The organism is Ruminiclostridium sufflavum DSM 19573 (assembly GCF_003208175.1).
GTDB classification, from domain to species: domain Bacteria; phylum Bacillota; class Clostridia; order Acetivibrionales; family DSM-1351; genus Ruminiclostridium; species Ruminiclostridium sufflavum.
The window spans coordinates 1-18,550 of the sequence record NZ_QKMR01000013.1 but is presented as its reverse complement, the minus strand read 5'-3'; the positions used below and the strand labels follow the sequence as shown (position 1 = coordinate 18,550).

14 protein-coding genes and 1 rRNA gene are annotated in these 18,550 nt (G+C 37.6%); 3 read left to right on the top strand and 12 right to left on the bottom strand.

Going from position 1 to position 18,550, the window contains the following annotated elements; genetic code table 11:
- Window positions 1–20 precede the first annotated feature (20 nt).
- Window positions 21–848 carry a metal ABC transporter permease gene (locus tag LY28_RS11285; RefSeq protein ID WP_110462303.1) on the bottom strand — a complete coding sequence of 276 codons (828 nt, stop codon included), beginning with the start codon at window positions 846–848 and terminating at the stop codon, window positions 21–23.
- Window positions 832–1,656 (bottom strand): metal ABC transporter ATP-binding protein, encoded by an 825-nt coding sequence (locus LY28_RS11280; RefSeq protein ID WP_110462302.1) that lies wholly within the window; start codon window positions 1,654–1,656, stop codon window positions 832–834. Before LY28_RS11280 ends, LY28_RS11285 begins: the two co-directional genes overlap by 17 nt.
- Window positions 1,657–2,245: 589 nt before the next feature.
- Here LY28_RS11280 and LY28_RS11275 point away from each other — a divergent pair.
- The 3 genes from LY28_RS11275 to LY28_RS11265 all read left to right on the top strand — a co-directional run bounded on the left by LY28_RS11275 (window position 2,246) and on the right by LY28_RS11265 (window position 4,801).
- Window positions 2,246–2,716 (top strand): DUF2975 domain-containing protein, encoded by a 471-nt coding sequence (locus LY28_RS11275; protein ID WP_110462301.1) that lies wholly within the window; start codon window positions 2,246–2,248, stop codon window positions 2,714–2,716.
- A 15-nt stretch (window positions 2,717–2,731) separates the two neighbouring features.
- Entirely contained in the window at window positions 2,732–2,950 is a 219-nt protein-coding gene (locus LY28_RS11270; protein WP_110462300.1) for a helix-turn-helix domain-containing protein, read from the top strand.
- Window positions 2,951–3,076: 126 nt separating this feature from the next.
- Entirely contained in the window at window positions 3,077–4,801 is a 1,725-nt protein-coding gene (locus tag LY28_RS11265) for a DUF4153 domain-containing protein (protein WP_110462299.1), read from the top strand.
- 128 nt (window positions 4,802–4,929) lie between these two features.
- On the opposite strand, the gene LY28_RS11260 is transcribed toward LY28_RS11265, so the two are convergent.
- The 10 genes from LY28_RS11260 to rrf form a co-directional block, all read right to left on the bottom strand.
- Complete coding sequence (locus LY28_RS11260) at window positions 4,930–6,504, bottom strand: hypothetical protein (protein ID WP_110462298.1); 1,575 nt, start codon at window positions 6,502–6,504, stop codon at window positions 4,930–4,932.
- Between the two features lie 514 nt (window positions 6,505–7,018).
- Window positions 7,019–9,298: an RNA polymerase recycling motor HelD gene (gene helD / locus LY28_RS11255; protein WP_110462297.1), complete on the bottom strand. Its 2,280-nt coding sequence runs from the start codon at window positions 9,296–9,298 to the stop codon at window positions 7,019–7,021.
- Between the two features lie 264 nt (window positions 9,299–9,562).
- The gene (locus tag LY28_RS11250; protein WP_110462296.1) at window positions 9,563–11,083 is read right to left on the bottom strand and encodes an FGGY-family carbohydrate kinase; all 1,521 of its coding nucleotides are present in this window, start codon (window positions 11,081–11,083) and stop codon (window positions 9,563–9,565) included.
- A 56-nt stretch (window positions 11,084–11,139) separates the two neighbouring features.
- Window positions 11,140–12,219: an alcohol dehydrogenase catalytic domain-containing protein gene (locus LY28_RS11245; protein ID WP_110462295.1), complete on the bottom strand. Its 1,080-nt coding sequence runs from the start codon at window positions 12,217–12,219 to the stop codon at window positions 11,140–11,142.
- A gap of 27 nt (window positions 12,220–12,246) precedes the next feature.
- A complete protein-coding gene (locus LY28_RS11240) occupies window positions 12,247–13,608 on the bottom strand; it encodes an FAD-dependent oxidoreductase (protein ID WP_110462294.1) in 1,362 nt (453 codons plus the stop codon).
- 46 nt (window positions 13,609–13,654) lie between these two features.
- Window positions 13,655–14,500: a carbohydrate ABC transporter permease gene (locus tag LY28_RS11235; RefSeq protein WP_110462293.1), complete on the bottom strand. Its 846-nt coding sequence runs from the start codon at window positions 14,498–14,500 to the stop codon at window positions 13,655–13,657.
- The gene (locus tag LY28_RS11230) at window positions 14,490–15,401 is read right to left on the bottom strand and encodes a carbohydrate ABC transporter permease (RefSeq protein ID WP_110462292.1); all 912 of its coding nucleotides are present in this window, start codon (window positions 15,399–15,401) and stop codon (window positions 14,490–14,492) included. Before LY28_RS11230 ends, LY28_RS11235 begins: the two co-directional genes overlap by 11 nt.
- A gap of 103 nt (window positions 15,402–15,504) precedes the next feature.
- Window positions 15,505–16,890: an ABC transporter substrate-binding protein gene (locus tag LY28_RS11225; RefSeq protein WP_110462291.1), complete on the bottom strand. Its 1,386-nt coding sequence runs from the start codon at window positions 16,888–16,890 to the stop codon at window positions 15,505–15,507.
- Window positions 16,891–17,007: 117 nt separating this feature from the next.
- Window positions 17,008–18,039 (bottom strand): LacI family DNA-binding transcriptional regulator, encoded by a 1,032-nt coding sequence (locus tag LY28_RS11220; RefSeq protein WP_110462290.1) that lies wholly within the window; start codon window positions 18,037–18,039, stop codon window positions 17,008–17,010.
- 239 nt (window positions 18,040–18,278) lie between these two features.
- Window positions 18,279–18,395, bottom strand: a 5S ribosomal RNA gene (gene rrf / locus LY28_RS11215).
- Between the last annotated feature and the right edge of the window lie 155 nt (window positions 18,396–18,550).

Sequence of the window (18,550 nt, the reverse complement as noted above, 5' to 3'; positions counted from 1 at the left end):
TCAGCCGGCGTCTTTTATATTTAAACAAATCTCTTCCTTAGTGCTAATGTGATAAAATAAATAACTGCCGAAACAATTACAATCGTAGCACCGGTTGCCATATCAAAATAATATGACAGAATCAATCCTGATATCCCTGATACCACAGAAACAATCAAAGCAATTCCGTTATATTGCCTTGCATTTGTAGATACATTTCTGGCTGCAGCGGCCGGCAAAACAAGCAGAGAATTTATTATCAGAAGCCCCACCCACTGAATGCATACAGTTACAACTACAGCAATTAATGATGTCAGAATCAGCTCAACGGCAAGGGTATTCACTCCGCGGCTTCTGGCCAGGGATTGATTAAGGCTGACCATAAGTACTCTGTTATAGAATAGTATCCATAATACAATCACAGCCAAAGCCAGTACAAGAAGAACTCCAATCTCCTGTGAGCTGATGCTTAACAAATCACCCACAAATAAAGAACTGTACTTCGAAGCATTTATTATTACTAATCCCAGAGCAATAGCAGCTGACGAAAATACTCCTATTACAGTGTCGGTTGACGTCTTTGTCTTATTCTTGGCAATAGTTATAAGCACTGAAAATGCTATCGAAAATAATATAGCCGACCACATGGGCTGTATTATGCCTATTGCAGTACCTATTGCAATCCCTGTAAAAGCACCGTGTCCCAATGCATCTGAAAAGAATGCCATTCGATTGTTAACAATAATTGTGCCCAATATTGCAAAAACCGGAGTTATCAATAATACCGCTAAAAAAGCATTTTTCATAAAGTCATAGCTTAACCAATCAAAAGGCAGAATAATATCTAATATGTTATAAATCTGGCTCATCAGCTTTCCCCCTGTTCTCTGCTTTCTCACTATCAAAGAAACCTGTTAATCCAAAGGTCTCATGCAGTCTTTTATCACTGAATACCGTCTCAGGGGTACCGTTTAAAATAACTGTCCCATCTATTAAAACCACCCTGTCCGCATGCTTTTTGACTAAATCCAGATCATGTGAAACAAGAATAATTGAGAGATCATATAGCTCTCTTACCTTTGAAACAATTTCGTAAAAAACCTCCAAGCCCTTTCTATCAACACCTGAAACAGGCTCGTCCAAAAGCAGCAGCTGCGGCATAGGCTCAAGAGCCAGTGCCAGCAAAACCCGCTGGAGCTCTCCGCCGGATAATGAACCCAATCTTTTATTAATAAGACCTTCTGCCTGAACACGACCCAGACATTTCAGAATTTTTTCATCCAGCTGCTTTGATGACTTGTACCATGCAGGCTTTCTGCTCATACAAGCTACAAATAAATTTTTTACACTGACAGGTGCTGCAGTATCAAACTCCAGCTGCTGAGGCACATAGCCTATCATAGGCATGCCGGTAATATTTCCGGTTGCCCCTGCAAAGGCTATGGTTCCTTCATGTCGTATTTCTCCCAATATTGCTTTAAGCAGTGTACTTTTACCGGCACCATTAGGGCCTATTACAGCCGTCAGTTCACCGCAGTGTAAATGCAGATTTACCTCCCTGAGGATTTCTGTTTTACCGATCTTTACAGAAAATCCCTGAATCTTAGTACAGCAATACCCGCTGCATTCTTTCCTTAACTTGCATTTCCCATTATGTTTTCCGATATTCTCATCCATCAGATATTCCCTTTCATCTTTATACTAAAGTATTATACCAAAAATAAATATAAATTTATCGCTTCATATTCAATTTTTTCATAATGAATAAAAGTCTATCACTATCGCCTAAAACTATCGCAAAAATTTTTAATAAAAAATCCAAAAATTTTTGTTTAAACAATAAGCTGTGAGGTATATATATATTACAACCTAAAAAAGTTGATTAAATACAAGCTTACCGAAAGGAGATGACTCCACCAGAATATTAGGTTCTGAAGCAAGTGTAAGTTAGTGGAAAGTAAGAGGTAACAGTTTGTCAAATCAATCTTTCATCCTGAAAGAAAAGTAACGGCCGGATTAATAGAATTATACATCCGGTCGTTATTTTTATAATTTTTAATTATAAGCTAATAAGCTTTTTGTTTTTATAAGTAGTCCTTTTCAGCAAATTGAAAAGGATTTTTTTCGCCTGATTTCTACAAAAAAACATTGTTTTTCAGATAATTTTTATTTTTATTTAATATTTTTTTATTGACAAACAATAATTTTGGTAGTATATTTCAAGTATTGAATACATACTTATTATATTAAAAATGAGGTAACTGCTATGAATGTTCAAGTTCTTGGTTTAAAGAATTTAAGCCGCATAATGGAGGTTTCATGTACTGTTTTTCAAATACTGGGTACTGTTTTTGTCCTTTCTTTGCCTTGGACTTTAAATTTTTATTTGCTTTATAAAAACAGCTATGTTGAAGGACGTATTTATTATTCCATGATAATCCTGTTATTTATTTCGGGTATATGCGGTTTTATCATATTGCATCATGCAAAGAAAGTACTTCATAACATCAACATTAAGAACCCCTTTTCCCTGGATACTGCAAACAGAATTAAATATATTTCATACTGGTGTCTGCCTATTGCCTTCATTTACCTTATAGCAATTATTTTCATTCCGTCTGCTTTCATTATACTTGTGGGATTAACGTTCTTATTTCTTGCAGCCTGTATCTTCATAATTGCCGAGCTGTTTTATCAGGCCGTTAATTACAAACAGGAAAACGATCTGACCATTTAGAAAAGGAGATACCTTATGCCTATCGTAGTAAATGTAGATGTAATGCTGGCAAAAAGAAAAATGAGTTCGACCGAATTAGCTGAAAAAATAGGGATTACAACCGCCAACCTCTCAATACTAAAAACAAATAAGGCAAAGGCTGTCAGATTTTCTACACTTGAAGAAATCTGCAAGGCACTGGACTGCCAGCCGGGAGACATTCTGGAATATGTGCCCGCAAGCGAGAATGCTTAATATAATTGATTTTATAAATTTATATATAAATAATACAGCTGCTTAAAGCAGTAATCCAATTAGTCATAAAATTAAACTTGTATGCATACTCAATATTTCATGCATACCAAAAGGAGAGTCTACTCTATGGAAAAGCAAAATCAGAATCAAAAAGAACCCTTAGTCCGGCAATCAAATCAATCATATCAAATAAACAATGCAGCGAAAGCAGAAAATTTACAGCAGCTGATTTATAACCAACCGGCAAACCAAGCTGCACCGGTAAAACCTAACTCTCAGGGAAGCTCCCAACTCAATGCAAACCCCTACTTCAATCAAGGGTCTGCCAGACCGTCATATTACAGTCCTTATGTTCCTAAGAAAAAAACACCTGAGTATATTGCCTTCAAAAACAGGGTTATATCTGTAAAGGGCTTGGCAATTACCATCTTAAGTATTATATTTTGTATTTTATTTACAGAAACCATTTTTTTCGGGGCGGCAGGCATATCTGTTCCAATTATGACTATAGCTTTTGAAGGTATATTATTCTACTCCTTCAAGGAAAAAGAAAAAGCATTAAGCAAGACCGGTGTCTATACAGCCGTTCCTATTATCCTTCTGGCAATGAGCTTCTTTATACACTATAACCCCTCTACACAGTTCATTACTTGGTTAACAATAATAGGTCTTTTCTGCATTCAGATTATTTCTCTTTCAGATATACGTGTTAATGGCATATTTACCCTTGATATGTTCATAAAAGCTATAGAGAATTTATTTGCCAGACCTTTTTCAAACTTTATAGTGCCCTTTAATTCCTTTAAGCTATTAAAGAATACCAAGTCCAAGAATTACAAGAACACTATCTATATTTTAATCGGTCTGATGCTATCAATTCCTATAGCTGCCATCTTAATGGTTCTTTTTATGAGTGCGGATGCGGTGTTTGCTGTTGCAATGGAAAATATAACAGACTTTTTAGGTCTGGATTTTAAAATAATTTTCTGGGATATCGTACTGGGAACTATATTTGGAATATTACTCGCGGCTATGCTTACAGGCTTAAAGTACAATGAGGAAAAGCAAGCCTCTCCTGCAAAAATAGGTGATAACATCGAAGCAATTATTGTCGGCACCTTTCTGACAATTATAAATATATTTATTATAACCTTCGTTGCCTTCCAGTTTGTATACCTGTTTGGCGGAACTGTAAACATAACGGCTTCCGATATGACCTATGCCGAATATGCCAGAAGAGGATTTTTTGAGCTTTCGACTGCCTCGGGTATTATTTTTGCGATTGCATTATTTGTATTAATCATGACAAAGAAAAAAGACGGCAGGCTTTCCCTGTGGATTAAGCTGGCAACAGTCTGTTTATGCCTTTGCGACGGTGTTTTGCTCATATCAGCCGTAAAAAGAATGCTGTTGTACGTAAATGTCTATGGCCTGAGTACTAAACGAACCCTAACATTATGGTTCATGGCAATAATCGGTTTATGCCTGCTGTGGATAATAGTAAAGTGCTACGCAATCAAAATTGATGTTATGAAATGGATTGGCATCACTGTAATAATCGGTGTTTGTATTCTGAGCCTGACTAATACTGAGCGTATTATCGCCAATTACAATGTCAATCGCTATTTAGAAGGGACCTCAGAAACTTATATCGACATAAATTATCTGGGAAACTTATCTTACACCGTTGTACCTGAAGTAGCAAGATTGATGGATTTAGATAAAAAACATGCAGGCTTAAAATCAATTATGGAGAGCCAGCAATACAAGCTAAGCCACAGACATCGTATCTACGGATTTACCTTGGATCAAATTAAAGTTTCAGCTATACTGGACAAAAAACTCAACTAAGCATTGATAATATGTCTTCCTCGCTTAGAACAGCCGACTTGAGAAATAAAAGCCTTCACGACAATATCTGCATCATCGTGAAGGCTTTTCAACCGTAATTTACTTAGTAAGGAGTTTTATACCTTTTTTTATTCCAAGCTATCGGATAAAATCAAGCCTATAATTTTTTCCTGAAAGCTTTCACTTATATCATCAGTAAATGCCTCCATACCTTCTTCGTCATCAAGCGTAGTAACCTTGTCAAAGGACATATCCGGCTTGTCTATGCCGGCAGTATTAGATTGCTTTACCTGCGTAAAAATTGAAATACCCATTCTCTTTCCGTCTATTTGAGAAGTAAATGCTGCTTTGCCTTGCAGTATATCGTTGTCCGTTCTCTTATTGCTGAAATTGAAATAAATATCACTTAGAGGACTGTCGTCAGCAGAACTGTATTCCATATCCTCTAAAGCCTCCATGCTGATTTTACCTTCGATATCCCCAACAAAAGCATCCAAGCCTCCCACTTTTGCATCCTTTTCATATGTATAAGCCGCCTTAAATAGGTTTCTTCCTGACAGGTCAAGATTGCACTGTCCATTATAAATACCGCTTTGTAATCTCATAGTGTTTTTTATCTCAAAAACACTGTCCTGATTATCCTTTACATTGAAACTAAATATATCATTTCCTAATAAATCTTTATACCTTGAAAGAATAACACTTGTACCGTTTTCTTTTTCGTTTAGCTGTCTGGAAATAATATCACCGCTATTTTTAAAATATGCCGTGTACGCAAGCTGTATATCCTCTATATTTTCAGCTTTCTCCTTTAAGTTCTCACACATATTCTTAATTTCTTCATCAATCTCTTCAATAGAAGGCTCTTCATAATCAATTTCCTGCTCTTCAAGCTTTACAAATTCCATAAATGACCTTGAGACAGAATAGCAAAGGGTTCTGATATCCTTGTCATTTTCAAGCTCCTTTGCTAATGCCTTATATATGTTCGCTATAACCTCTTTATCAATATTAAAAGTAATAGAATTACACTTTATATTTTCATAATTGCTGTCATCGCTGAACACTACCTTGTTCTCCGGAATTTGGTCAAAAACAGCGTTCTTTAAGTATCTCTCTACCATGCAGTCATAGTCTGCACGACTTAACCCAAATATCTTTTCAAAAGCCTTGTCATCATCAAGAAACGCATTGATAAAATCAGCAGTCATGGCGGTTGTCTCAGGATAATCCATTCCGACAGTTTTTTCAGTCAGGCTTGGTAATGCAATAATTAACTTATCATCAGCCGATTTAATGTCTATATCTACAAACTCCTTGTTATTATAATCAGCACCAAGATAAAGGGTATAATACCTATTTTTTAAATCCTTGTTATTTGAGTTATACTTAATATTAAAATTAAGCTTGCAAAGATAGTCCGCTGCAGTTTTCATTTCTTCGTCATATTTCATTAAATCTCCGTCTAATTTCGCTTTTGCCGAACATTCATAGCTGTTTTCAGATAAATTTTTTTCTTTATAGTATTCCTTATATGTATTTTTAAGCTCTTTAAGATTATCCCTTTCGAGGTATAAATAATAATACTTTGAACCAAATACATATGCCTTAACATTTACCCCTGAAAAAAACAATACAGTCACCATAGATGTAATTAAAAAAACTGCTGTCAATGTGAAAAACTTTTTACTGTACTTAGCCATGCTTACCTCCCACCTTTTATACTATTGCGTTGTACTTTAATTTTAAAATATAGTTAAATTCGACCATTATGTCAACAATAATTAATATACCACAAATTTTTATAATTTTATATATAATACTGCAAATTAATTAGACTTACAAATGTTGAAAATACAGCCTATGCTTGCTGCCTTAAAGCTTTTCAAGCTTATTTTTTCCCATTTAATTGGTATTTATAAACAAATATATGGTAATACTATCAGTAAAGTCGGCTTGAAAAATGCAAAGGGTTCACTTTATCAAGTGTAAAAGGAGATAAAAAATGGGAGATAAGGGTACTGCCAAAAAAGCGCCAAAAATGAGTAAGAAAGAGGCAAGAGCAGCAAAAATAGCTGCCAGAAACAGTAAAAGCACAGATGGAGAATAAACTAAAAAAATGAGGCGTTGCCATATTGGTTACGCCTCATTTTTTATACAAATCAGGCTTTTAAGCTGGCTTTAAACTCAGTCCGGGGTTTAAAGCCGGTTTTAGTCTTACAATAATAAGGACTTCTCTCCGAGATAGTAAATATAAAGCCTGTGCAATGGCCTTGTCATTGCCACATACAGCAGCTTAATATCCAATTCATTGTCAGTATAATTCTCACTATTGGCATTCGATATAAGAACCACATCAAATTCCAGTCCTTTTGATAAATAGGAAGGTACAATTACAATCCCGCTTTTATATTCCTTTTCCTTCCCCGTAATTATACTTATGTTCTTATCAGCTTTCCTCAGCAATGGAAGAAACAGCTCACACTCCTCAAAGGTCTTGCAAATCACTGCGATTGTCTTATGTCCTTTTGCTTTTAACGCTATTATTTTTTTGGATATGTCCCCGGCAATATCCTCAAGCTCCGATTTCAAAATAATTTCAACAGGCTCTCCATGTCTTATAACAGGCTTGCCCTTTAATAAACTGTTATTGTCTAATTTATCAAGTACCCTATTTGCAGCTTCCATTATTTCTACTGTAGTTCTGTAGCTTTGCTCAAGAGTCAGGAACTCGCACTTTTTTCCCTCAAAAACATTATCCACTATTTCTTCCCAGCTTCGAACCCCTCTATAAGAATGTATTCCCTGACACAAATCTCCCAGCACCGTAAAAGAACTATCCTTAACAATCTTCTTGAGAACATAGAATTGAAATGCACTGAAATCCTGCGCCTCATCAATTACAATATGCCTGACAGGAATTTTTTCATCCATCCCGTAAATCTTATACTTTAAATATATTATAGGTGCTAAATCTTCAAGCTCAAGCATTTTGCTATTCAGTATATTCAAGGTATACTGCCTTGTGAACTCACATATTTTCTGATTGACAAACCTTCCTGCTATATTGTCAAACATGCTCTTGTTTTCCATTAAATCCTTATAATATTGATATGGACTTAACTTAGGGAGGCTATCAACATATTCCTTAACCAGTGTTTTAGATATATTCTCAATTTTCCCCAGTACCCTGTCACGCTTTTCAAATGCTTTAATTACAAAGCCCTGCTTTTCCTTTTCATCTCCTGATGCTGCTCTGATTTTAGCAATTTTCCTATCACATTCAAATTCTATTTGTGCTATAAATTCTTGTTTACTTGTCTTCAATCTGGTTGTAATGCTTTTTTTTATTTCGTTCATTCTTTGAGCAATCGGCCACATTCCGTACTGTGTCAAAAACAGTTGATTCAACTCCTCGTATGAAAATATCACCTTTGTGCCCAGCATTATATCCTGTTTCGGGATAAAGGAATGCTCTATTCTATTAATGTAGTCATCTATAATATCCTTGAAATACATTGAGGTCTTCATAACTGATGCCTGTCTCACAAGCTTATTATTTGAAACCTGCTCACCGGTAGTATTATAGTTAACAAACATATTGAGCTTATCATTAGCGTCCGTAAGCTTAAATTTCTTGCCAATCAATTCTGCCGCAAAATCTTCAAACGTAGTTTGCTTAACCCTTTCAACTCCCAGCTCAGGCAATACCTCAGATATATAATTAAGGAAAAGCCTATTTGGAGCAATTATCATAAAATTTTCAGGCTCAAAGCTCTTTTCAAAGGTATAAATAAGGTATGCTATTCTATGAAGTGCAATTGTGGTTTTACCGCTGCCTGCAACTCCTTGAACTATAAGAGGCTTCCACATGGGAGCTCTTACAATTTTATTCTGTTCCTCCTGAATGGTAGATACTATTTCCTTGAGTCTGTTTTCAGCATTAGCGCCAAGGTATGTTTGCAGAAATTCATCATTTGTTGTTATATCTATATCAAATATTTCTTCTAAATTCCCGTTATTAATTGAAAACTGCCTCTTTAAAATAAGCTGTCCCTCAATATTCCCATCCGGGCATATATAATCAGCTGGGCCTAACCTTCCTTCATAATACAGATTTGCAATAGGCGCTCTCCAGTCAACAATTATTATTTCCTGATCCTCATCTCTGGCAAGTGACATCTTCCCAATATACAGCTTTTCGGCTTTATCAGTGCCATTTTCAAGGAAATCAATTCTGGCGAAGTATGGCTTGTTTCTCGCTGTATGCAGGTTTCTAATTTTTAGCGCCAGAGTATCATGTATCAGAGTATTTACCATGATACTTGTGTAATCTGCACTATTATCCCCGGACATATGTCTTTGAACATTTTCCAGCTCTGTTCCAACTTTCTTTCTTTTCTCAACCGAACGGTCAAGACTTTTCTCTACATAGTCCAAAGTATATCTGCACCTTTCTAGCTCTTCCCTATAGGCCGGATGGTTTGCAGCTGGCATAATCATATTCCTCCCCGCTTTAATATTTCTTACCGATTTGATACTTTAAATCCTTTTCCCTTTAATTATCAATTGAGTTTAAAGTTATTGGCGGCCTTTATATTATATCTTTAAAAGCCAATTAATACTATCTTTGGTTTTAATTTTTATCAAAACACCAAAAACAGCCTCCCATTTTAAAGTTACCTCAAATGTCGGACAAATTATTTCTGACATTTTGAGGTGCACATCAATGGAGGCTGCTTCTGATTTATAAAGTTTATCTCATATAGCTGAAAGTTCCTTCATATCTTCTTTTAAGTCCATATAAAGCCTACGATACATTCTATAATATTCATTATATTTAGTATGAGCCTCTGGATTTGGTATAATTCTCTCGTCTAGCACCTGCCATTTCTTAATGTCCTCTAAGGTCAGAAGTCCGGTGCCCAGCCCCGCTAACATAACATCTCCCAAATTAGCCTCTACATCATGAATAGGACAAACTACGGCATATCCTGTGACATCCGCAAAAATCTGCTTCCATAGCCTGGACTTAGTAATACCTCCTGCCAAGAGAATGTACTCGCCTAAGTCTTCGCCGGTAGCTTCCATGGAATGACGAAGAGAATAGGCAACTGCTTCTAAAAAAGCCCGATAGACATGAGCCTTAGTGTGTGACAAAGATAGGCCAAAAATAGTACCACGTGCATTAGTGTCCCAAACAGGGCTGCGTTCTCCCATAAAATAAGGGAGCACTACCAGACTGTCACTGCCTGCAGAAATTTTTTCTGCCTGTATGTCCAATGCATAATAAGCATTATCTCCACTATTTTCTTCTGCCTGCTTTTCCAGCTGGGCAAAGTTATCACGGAACCATTTCACTACAGCACCTGCGGTAGCACCTCCGCCGAAGGAGTAGGTCAGCTTTTCAGAGTTGATTACATAGGGCCATGAAATCAAGTCCTGTGCCTTAATTGGTTTTTCATGAATTAAAGCCGCGCACATGGAAGTGCCGATGGCAGCTGCATAATCCCCAGGTTCAAACACACCCAGACCAAAGGTTGCAACACCACAGTCCACACCACCTGCACAAACAGGTGTACCTTCTGCCAGCCCAAGCTCCTCTGAAATATCTGAAGTCAGACCGCCAACAATAGAATCACTGGTAACAATTCTCTCAGGCATCATGCTGCGCGGTATGCCCATTTCGTCCATCAATTCATACGACCAGTTACGAGTATTCATATCAAAAATTCCGCCGATATTACCTGCTGAAGAATAATCAATTGCTATTTCATGAGTAAGCTTATATATCACATATGCATTCGGCGGTAAAAACAGCTTGGTTTTTGCCCAGTTTTCAGGTTCATTGTCCCTCACCCACAGAATTTTTGTGTAGCCGTAATAAGGGTCAGTACCGTTATGGGTTATATGAGCCAATTTTTCCTGATTAATATGTTTCCTTACCCATTGCTCCTGCTTGTCAGCCCTGCGGTCCATCCAAATCAGACAAGGGCGTACAGGTTCCATATTTTCATCCAGTGGAATACCGGAGCCGCCATATAATCCGCTGATGCAGATGCCCTTAATATCCTCTCTGGCTGCCTTTGCTTTCCCCACAGCATTTTTTATAGAACTCTTAGCAGCCTCCAGCCACACTCCGGGCCACTGTTCTGCCCACAAGGGCTTTGAAGTCAATACATCATACTCCTGTAAATCCTGTGCAATCAGGTTGCCGTCTATATCCATGATTATAGACTTAGTACCTGAAGTTCCAATATCTGTGCCAATTAAATATTTCATATAGCCTCCAATTCAGCCTGATACATGAAGCTTTCATTACTTTATGCAGGGTCTTTTCACTTGAACTTAAATGCCACCTTAAAATCACCATGCTTGCCTGCAGCGTATTCAAAAGCAGTCTCCCAATCCTTAAGTTCAAATAACCTGCTGACTATACCATTGGTCTTTAAATTACCATTCACAATATTTTCAATAACAAAGGGGAAACTATGCGGAGACAGGTGCGCCCCTAACACATCCAATTCCTTGCGGTCACCAATTATAGACCAGTCTAAGGTTGTCGGAGCACTGAACACAGAGAATTCTACAAATCTCCCCAGCTTACGGATCATTTGCATACCCTGTATAACTGATGAGGGATGCCCGGTTGCTTCAATATAAATATCACAGCCATATCCCTCGGTCAGCTTCATAATTTCCTCCACCACATCAACCTTTGATGGATTCCAAACTATATCCGCACCAAATTCCTTTGCCTTTTCCAGACGTTCCTCAATCATGTCAAGAACAATCAGCTTCTTGGGGTTAAGCATTTTTGCATAGGTAGCCATACCCAAGCCCAAAGTCCCCGCACCGGACAGAACAACTATATCCTCATTACTAATCCCTGCACGGTCTACGCAGTGCTTAGAGCAGCCATAAGGCTCGATCAGCAAAGCATCTTCAAAAGGCATGGAAGCAGGAACCTTATGTATAACGGAATGTTTAGCAGGAATACGGACATATTCTGCCATCCCTCCACAGTAGTCCTTAAAGAAGCCAAAAATCTTGTGAGGCTGGCACATCCAATAATGTCCCTCCCTGCAGAACCTGCATTCTCCGCAAGGAGCTATCTGTTCAACCGTTATTCGTTCACCGGTTTCATACCCTCTAACATTTTCTCCCACATATGCGATTACACCAAAAAACTCATGCCCGGGAATAAAAGGAGGCTCTACCCAAGAGGACTGGGTGTCATCTCCCCAAAACATAGCCGCACCATGCTCACACTTAATATCTCCTGCGCAAACCCCGCAGCCTTCTGTTTTAATCAATATATCATCTGCACCGCATTCCGGTACAGGGAAGCTTTCTTCATATCTGTAATCATTAGTACTATATGCAACCAGCGCTTTCATTGTATCAGGAATTAACATATCATTTCCCTCCTTTACGCTATCCATCTAATCAAGTGCAATAAGTGCATTGTCCTTTTTCAATTCTGCACGAAGTTCACTTACATCAATATCTGACGGCAAAACACCATGCTTATGTGCAATTGCCATAGCAATTCCTGCTGCCTGACCCACTGCCAAGCATGTGCTCATTACACGTGTCATAGCAAAAGCGCTCTGATCGACGGAAATTGTTCTTCCACTCATCAGAAGCCCCTCAACATATTCCGGTACGAGGCATCCGTATGGAATACCCACACCATGCTTAACAGTCAGCATTGTCATATCAGCGCTGTCAGGACTATGTATATCTACGTTATAGCCTGCTATTGCAACTGTATCCTCAGGCAGTTCAAGATTTTTTATATTATCCAGTGTAAGCTGCTTTTTACCAACTATACGTCTGCTCTCTCTTACTCCTATAAATGGTATCATTGAAACAAGCTGTGCATTTTCAAAGCCGGGAATATACTTCTGCATAAACGGCACAAGCTCTTTTACTTGTTTATGGCAAACAAACTCTGCCTTTATAATACTTTCAAAATCAGTGACATCCGTGTCTATAGATCGCGTAACATTAACAAACGTATTTCCATTAACCTGCCGGCATATGTCAATCATGTTACGCGGGATAGTAAGCTCTCCGGTTTTCCTTGCCTCATTTACAATGTCGCTAAAGCCCATCATTGTAAAGCAAATATTGCTTCTAAAATAATCTAACGTCTGTTCAATTCCCGGGAAAGTTTCAGGCAGCTTATAACCTTCAGGATGCTCACTGAGATAATCAAATAATTTCTCGTAATCAACGTTACCAAGCTCAAATGTGATTGTCGGCGGCTGAAGCCCCTTGCCGTCAGCATCCCCTTTCTCATATTTTGCCCCGGCTTTATATGCCACACACGCATCTCCGGTAGCGTCAATGACTAAATTGGCTTCAAAGACCATTTCTTCTCCGCGGCAAAATACACTGATACCTCTCATCTTGCCATTGTCTACCTTAACTTCCTTAAGCTCTGCATAGAGAAGCACATCAAGGTTCTCTTCCTGCTCGCACATTTCAAACAGAATAATACTCATCCATGGAGCGCTTACATGTGTCACTGAATTCAGCAACGGAGAGGGAATATGTCCCTTGGTTCCATTCAACGCCTGAAGCCTGTCAATAATTTCCTGACCTATGCCCTTAACAACGGGATTCCCTGAGCGGTCAAGAAAGGCTAAAATAGGAAGCCCTGACACAAGCAAGCCGCCAATTTGTGCATTTCTTTCAACAAGCAAAACCTCAAGGCCTCTCCTTGCCGCTGCAATAGCTGCCGGGAAACCACCGGCACCACTTCCGACAACAATTAAATCATATTTTTTATTATACATTTTTATCCCCTTAGAATTATTATATATTTTTATATCTTTAAAATCGTTATCCTTTAACCGCACCTGCAGTCAAACCAGAAATAAGCATTTTACCAAGGAAAGAAAATACAATAAGAACAGGAATAACTGCAAGTGTTGCGGCCGCTGTCAGCGGTCCCCATTCCCTGCCAAAATACCCAATATAATTATAAATTGATACCTGTATCGGATATAATTCTTGCGAATTTACAAGTACAGACGATACGGTATATTCGTTCCATGCTCCTATAAAAATCATAAGAGCTGCACACGCCAGCGTAGGCTTGCATATGCTTGGTACCAGGGAGAAAATAATATACCATTTTGAAGCGCCATCAATCTGAGCCGCTTCCTCGATTTCATAAGGCACACCCTGCATTCCGCCTACCATTATCCAAACAGCCATTGGAATATTGTATGCGATATAAATAAGCGGAAGTGTGAGGAAGTTATTGTTCATTCCTAAAAAGGAAAATAACATGTAGTTCGGAACTACCATTGCAGCGCTGCCCATGGAAAGGGGTATTCCACAAATTATTATATAAAACAAAAGCTTTTTGGCCTTAAATCTAAAGCGTGTCAGTGCATAGCCTGACAGCATCGCAGAAATAACACCGGCAACTACTGCAATTAAACTATAAATAATACTGTTAAAAGCAGCTACTGAGAATGAACCATTAAGTACCGTAATATAATGCTCAATGCTTGCGGTAAATCCAATAAATTTAGGCGGAAATATCATTAATTCACGTGCAGTCTTTAGAGAAGTTACCGCACCCCAGAAAAAAGGCACAAGATTTACTAAAAGAACTATGATAAGAATAAGCACTCCTAAAAATATTAAAGCATACCTTGAAATAATTTTAGATTTCATACTTCACCGCCTTAATATAAATTACTGCCAGCAGGAAATTAATTAAGCAAAGCACTATTGAAAGTGCACTTGATTCTCCAAAGTGATAGCTTGTAAAACTCATCCGGTATATATCTATAGCAACCATCATTGTCGATGTTCCCGGACCACCTGCTAATAAAGTAAGCGGAACATTAAGGTTGTTTATATTTGATAATCCGACAATAATCGCTGAAATAGTAATAGGTGTTTTAAGAAGGGGAAACCTGACAAACCAGAAGGTTTTCCACTTATTTGCCCCATCAATTTTTGACGCTTCCTCATATTCCTGCGGAATGGATTTTAGACCGGCTAGCACCTGCACCATAACATATCCGATAACACGCCATGTCAGAACAAATATAAGAGTGTAAATGGCTATATCTTTATCCGTTAAAAATCCAATTTTACTTAGACCAATTTTTGAAATAGCATAGTTCAATAGTCCTGTTTCATCCTGAAAAATCCATTTCCAAAGCATTGCTGCAACAATCATAGAGGTAACCCATGGTATCAGAACTATAATCTGCACAACATATGCCAATTTTTTACTTAAGGCATTTATGCAAAGTGCTAATGCAACACCTGCAATTAATGAAACAACAAGACTTATACCGGAAACATAAAATGTCCTTCCAATAGATTTTAAAATCTCTGTATCAGCCAATACATCAATATAATTTCCCAGCCCCAAAAATTTCGAAAACTGCATATAATCTGCGCGGTAAAGACTGCAATAAAATGCAAAGCCAAGAGGTACGATCAAAAAAAATACTACAAATATAAGCGTAGGAGACATCAGTAAATACGGGAGTAACCTTTTACCTTTCCTCTCAAGCAGACAATTTACCGAGCTGCCTTTATTCTTCATTGCCTTTACCATTATCCAAGCTCCTCCCTCATCTCAATAAAACTCTGAGATAGCACTTATTAGATTTATTTGCACAGGAAGTCTGTAAAAAGACTTCCTGTGCAGTTTAAAAATTTTATCTGTCGACATTTCTATCGGTAAAATCTTTCTCTGCCTTTTTCAAAGCATCTTCCACACTCATACCATCAGAATATGCATAAATCATTGCATTCTGCAAATCAAGCGCAAAACCGGTTATACCGTATGCTCCTGAGAATACGAGCGCTGAATTAGAGTAGATATCCTTAGTTTTCGTCATCCAGTTGTTAGCTGGTGTATTAATAAAATCTGCTTCAGAATTAAAGGTAGATGATAATACCGGAATCTGGTTAGCTTCTTTTACCCACATCTTATCAGCCTCAGGAGATACCAGATATTCAAGAAATTTACCTGCGGCTTCTTTATTTTTACTTCCAGACCATACCGCTGTGTTCCATGCGTATGCATTTGCAATAGAGCTTCCCTGACCCTTATTCCACTCTGGATAAGCCATGAAACCAACGTAATTAGGATCAAAAGAAGTAAGACTCTTAACTGTAGGCATACGTATGGAACCTCCGGAAATCATTGCAAACTGACCTGCCTCAAACATGTTGTATACTTCCTCAGATGTAAGAGCAACGCTACTTGAAGGCATTACCTTGTATTTATCAATAAGGTCAATCTGGAACTGAAGCGCTGCTTTTCCTGCTTCACCTGCCCAGTTATTTGGTTTCCCATCTTTTGTGAATATACTTCCTTCCTGACTAAACAGGGCTGTCGGCAGAACACCATGAGGATCAGTTACATCCGTGCTGTAACCTACGCCGTAGCCATAAACCTGAAGCTTATCTTCATTAACATAAGTAAGCTTCTTAGCTGCTTCTGCAAGATTCTCCCATGTTTTAATGTCTTCAACCTTTATACCGAACTTTTCAAAAAGGTCTGTCCTGTACATAATGCCAAAGGTACCCGAAAATAGCGGAATTTCATAATGATACTTCCCGTCATAGCCTGCTTTGAATAATTCACTATCGATATCTGCAAGCTGCTCCTCTGTCCAGTTATTGAGAAACAAGTTTTCAAGAGGCTCCATACATCCTGCAGCAATGGCCTCACCAAGATTAGCCATATTAATCATAAAAATATCAGGGCTGTTGCCTGCCGCATGACCTGCTATAATTTTAGCTGACATTGTTGACCATTCCTGTGTTTCAACCTTAATTTTAATACCAGGATTTGCTGCTTCAAAGTTTTTAATAAGATTACCGAGTACAATCGCACGTGCATTTTTTGATGTCAGATCGAGGAAGGTCCACATAGTAAGTTCAGCTGGTTTAAGGGCTCCACCTGCATTACCTGCGGAAGATTCAGAAGCAGTAGACTCCGTGGAGACTGACGGTGCTGTGTCTGAGGAACATCCTGTAATAACACTTAACAACATTATCAGTCCTAATACAATAGAAATCACTTTTTTACCCATTTTTCTCCTCCTAAAATTAATATTTTATTTTGATTTCACCACTTGCAATATCGTTGAAGCTATAATCTTAACGTTACGATTTTAGTCAAAAAAATACCTCTTTATTTTTTTGACTATTTAGTTTAGATTTTTGACTGATTTTCTCTCAACGATATTACACGGCAAAACAATGCCGTCATACTTTTTATTTGGATTTTTGAGGCGTCTGAGAATTAAACTGCACGCTTCTTTTGACATCAAATTCTTATTCCAGTCAATGCTTGTCAACGGTGGGTTTATATACGATGATATAGAAAGATTTTCATATCCTAAAATAGATATATCCTCTGGTATGTATATTTTATTTTCGTAAAAATACCGGCATGCTCCTGCTGCAAGAATATCAGCACCGAAAATTACTGCTGTCGGAAATTTTTCTTTTGGCAGCTCACAAATTTTTTTTGCAACATCATATCCGTGCGAGGACATAAATTTAGATTCAAACAAAAGTTCATTATCAAATTTAATCCCGGCTTCCTTCAGGCCTTCCTTATATCCTAAAAGCTTAAGCGGACAAGCATATGTTTTAGAGTCACCGCTGACATATGCAATTTTTCTATGTCCGTTCTTAACAAAATATCTAACTGCCATTAATATAGACTCAGTATAATCATTTATTACATAGTCGGTAAATTCACTGAACGTGCCCACAGTAACAAGCACATTTATTTCTTTTTTAAGTAATTCAATAAATTCCTTTTTATAAAGTGAGCCGACAATCATTGCTCCGTCCACACGTTTTTGCTCTATAATCTTTGGAATTTCTTTACTTCCCTCTTCATATACAAAGTTTTCAATAAGTAGGCCATAGCCTGTAGTTTTTATCGCTTCCGCAATTCCATTTATGTATTCTATGTAAAAAATATCCTTATCGTTGTTGCAACCATTCTTTTGAAAATTGTCATAACCCGTTGTTATAAGACCTATGTTCTGTTTTTTATTTGTAACAAGCTCTCTCGCCGAAATATTCGGAATATATCCAAGCTCATTAATTACTTTTAGTATTTTTTCCCGTGTGGATAGCTTAACACAGTCATGATTATTAACCACAGCAGAAACTGTAGTAGGGGAAACTCCCGCCATTTTAGCTACATCTTTGATTGAAACCATTTAATCACCCGCTTAAATCTTAACGTTAAGATTAATATACTCCCTATTGTGACATTTGTCAATACTATTCTTTTAAATTCGACAGCAAATTCTATGGTAGGAATTTTTAAGACTCTTTCCTGAAAGTCAATTACTATCAGCTAAATAAACGATATAATCGTCCGAAAGTATATTTTATTACAAGTTTTTTAACAAAATAAAACAGAGTTTCAAGCTTTAGGCTCAAAACTCTGATATAATTCCGGCAGAGACTTACTTTCCCGGGCCGTCACCAGCCAAGTATTATCAGCACTGAGATGCTTAACTTCCGTGTTCGGTATGGGAACGGGTGTGTCCATCTCGTCATTTCCACCGGAAATTTGTATCTCTTCAACAAGCTTCTTCTCTCCTTGAAGAGTTTTTAACATTTCCTTTTCTTTCTTCTGTACCGCTTGCATATACTATTACATTCCTGCTCGCTTTGTCAAGTACAATCTTCTTTGTACCTTCAGAACTAAATAATGTTATCGAT

What these genes read in the sequence shown, in the direction of transcription:
- LY28_RS11250 (WP_110462296.1), bottom strand. Translation starts at nt 11,083, where the DNA reads ATGAAATATTTAATTGGCACAGATATTGGAACTTCAGGTACTAAGTCT.
- LY28_RS11235 (WP_110462293.1), bottom strand. Translation starts at nt 14,500, where the DNA reads ATGAAATCTAAAATTATTTCAAGGTATGCTTTAATATTTTTAGGAGTG.
- LY28_RS11220 (WP_110462290.1), bottom strand. Translation starts at nt 18,039, where the DNA reads ATGGTTTCAATCAAAGATGTAGCTAAAATGGCGGGAGTTTCCCCTACT.
- LY28_RS11265 (WP_110462299.1), top strand. Translation starts at nt 3,077, where the DNA reads ATGGAAAAGCAAAATCAGAATCAAAAAGAACCCTTAGTCCGGCAATCA.
- LY28_RS11225 (WP_110462291.1), bottom strand. Translation starts at nt 16,890, where the DNA reads ATGGGTAAAAAAGTGATTTCTATTGTATTAGGACTGATAATGTTGTTA.
- LY28_RS11275 (WP_110462301.1), top strand. Translation starts at nt 2,246, where the DNA reads ATGAATGTTCAAGTTCTTGGTTTAAAGAATTTAAGCCGCATAATGGAG.
- LY28_RS11285 (WP_110462303.1), bottom strand. Translation starts at nt 848, where the DNA reads ATGAGCCAGATTTATAACATATTAGATATTATTCTGCCTTTTGATTGG.
- LY28_RS11280 (WP_110462302.1), bottom strand. Translation starts at nt 1,656, where the DNA reads ATGGATGAGAATATCGGAAAACATAATGGGAAATGCAAGTTAAGGAAA.
- LY28_RS11240 (WP_110462294.1), bottom strand. Translation starts at nt 13,608, where the DNA reads ATGTATAATAAAAAATATGATTTAATTGTTGTCGGAAGTGGTGCCGGT.
- LY28_RS11270 (WP_110462300.1), top strand. Translation starts at nt 2,732, where the DNA reads ATGCCTATCGTAGTAAATGTAGATGTAATGCTGGCAAAAAGAAAAATG.
- helD (WP_110462297.1), bottom strand. Translation starts at nt 9,298, where the DNA reads ATGCCAGCTGCAAACCATCCGGCCTATAGGGAAGAGCTAGAAAGGTGC.
- LY28_RS11230 (WP_110462292.1), bottom strand. Translation starts at nt 15,401, where the DNA reads ATGGTAAAGGCAATGAAGAATAAAGGCAGCTCGGTAAATTGTCTGCTT.
- LY28_RS11260 (WP_110462298.1), bottom strand. Translation starts at nt 6,504, where the DNA reads ATGGCTAAGTACAGTAAAAAGTTTTTCACATTGACAGCAGTTTTTTTA.
- LY28_RS11245 (WP_110462295.1), bottom strand. Translation starts at nt 12,219, where the DNA reads ATGTTAATTCCTGATACAATGAAAGCGCTGGTTGCATATAGTACTAAT.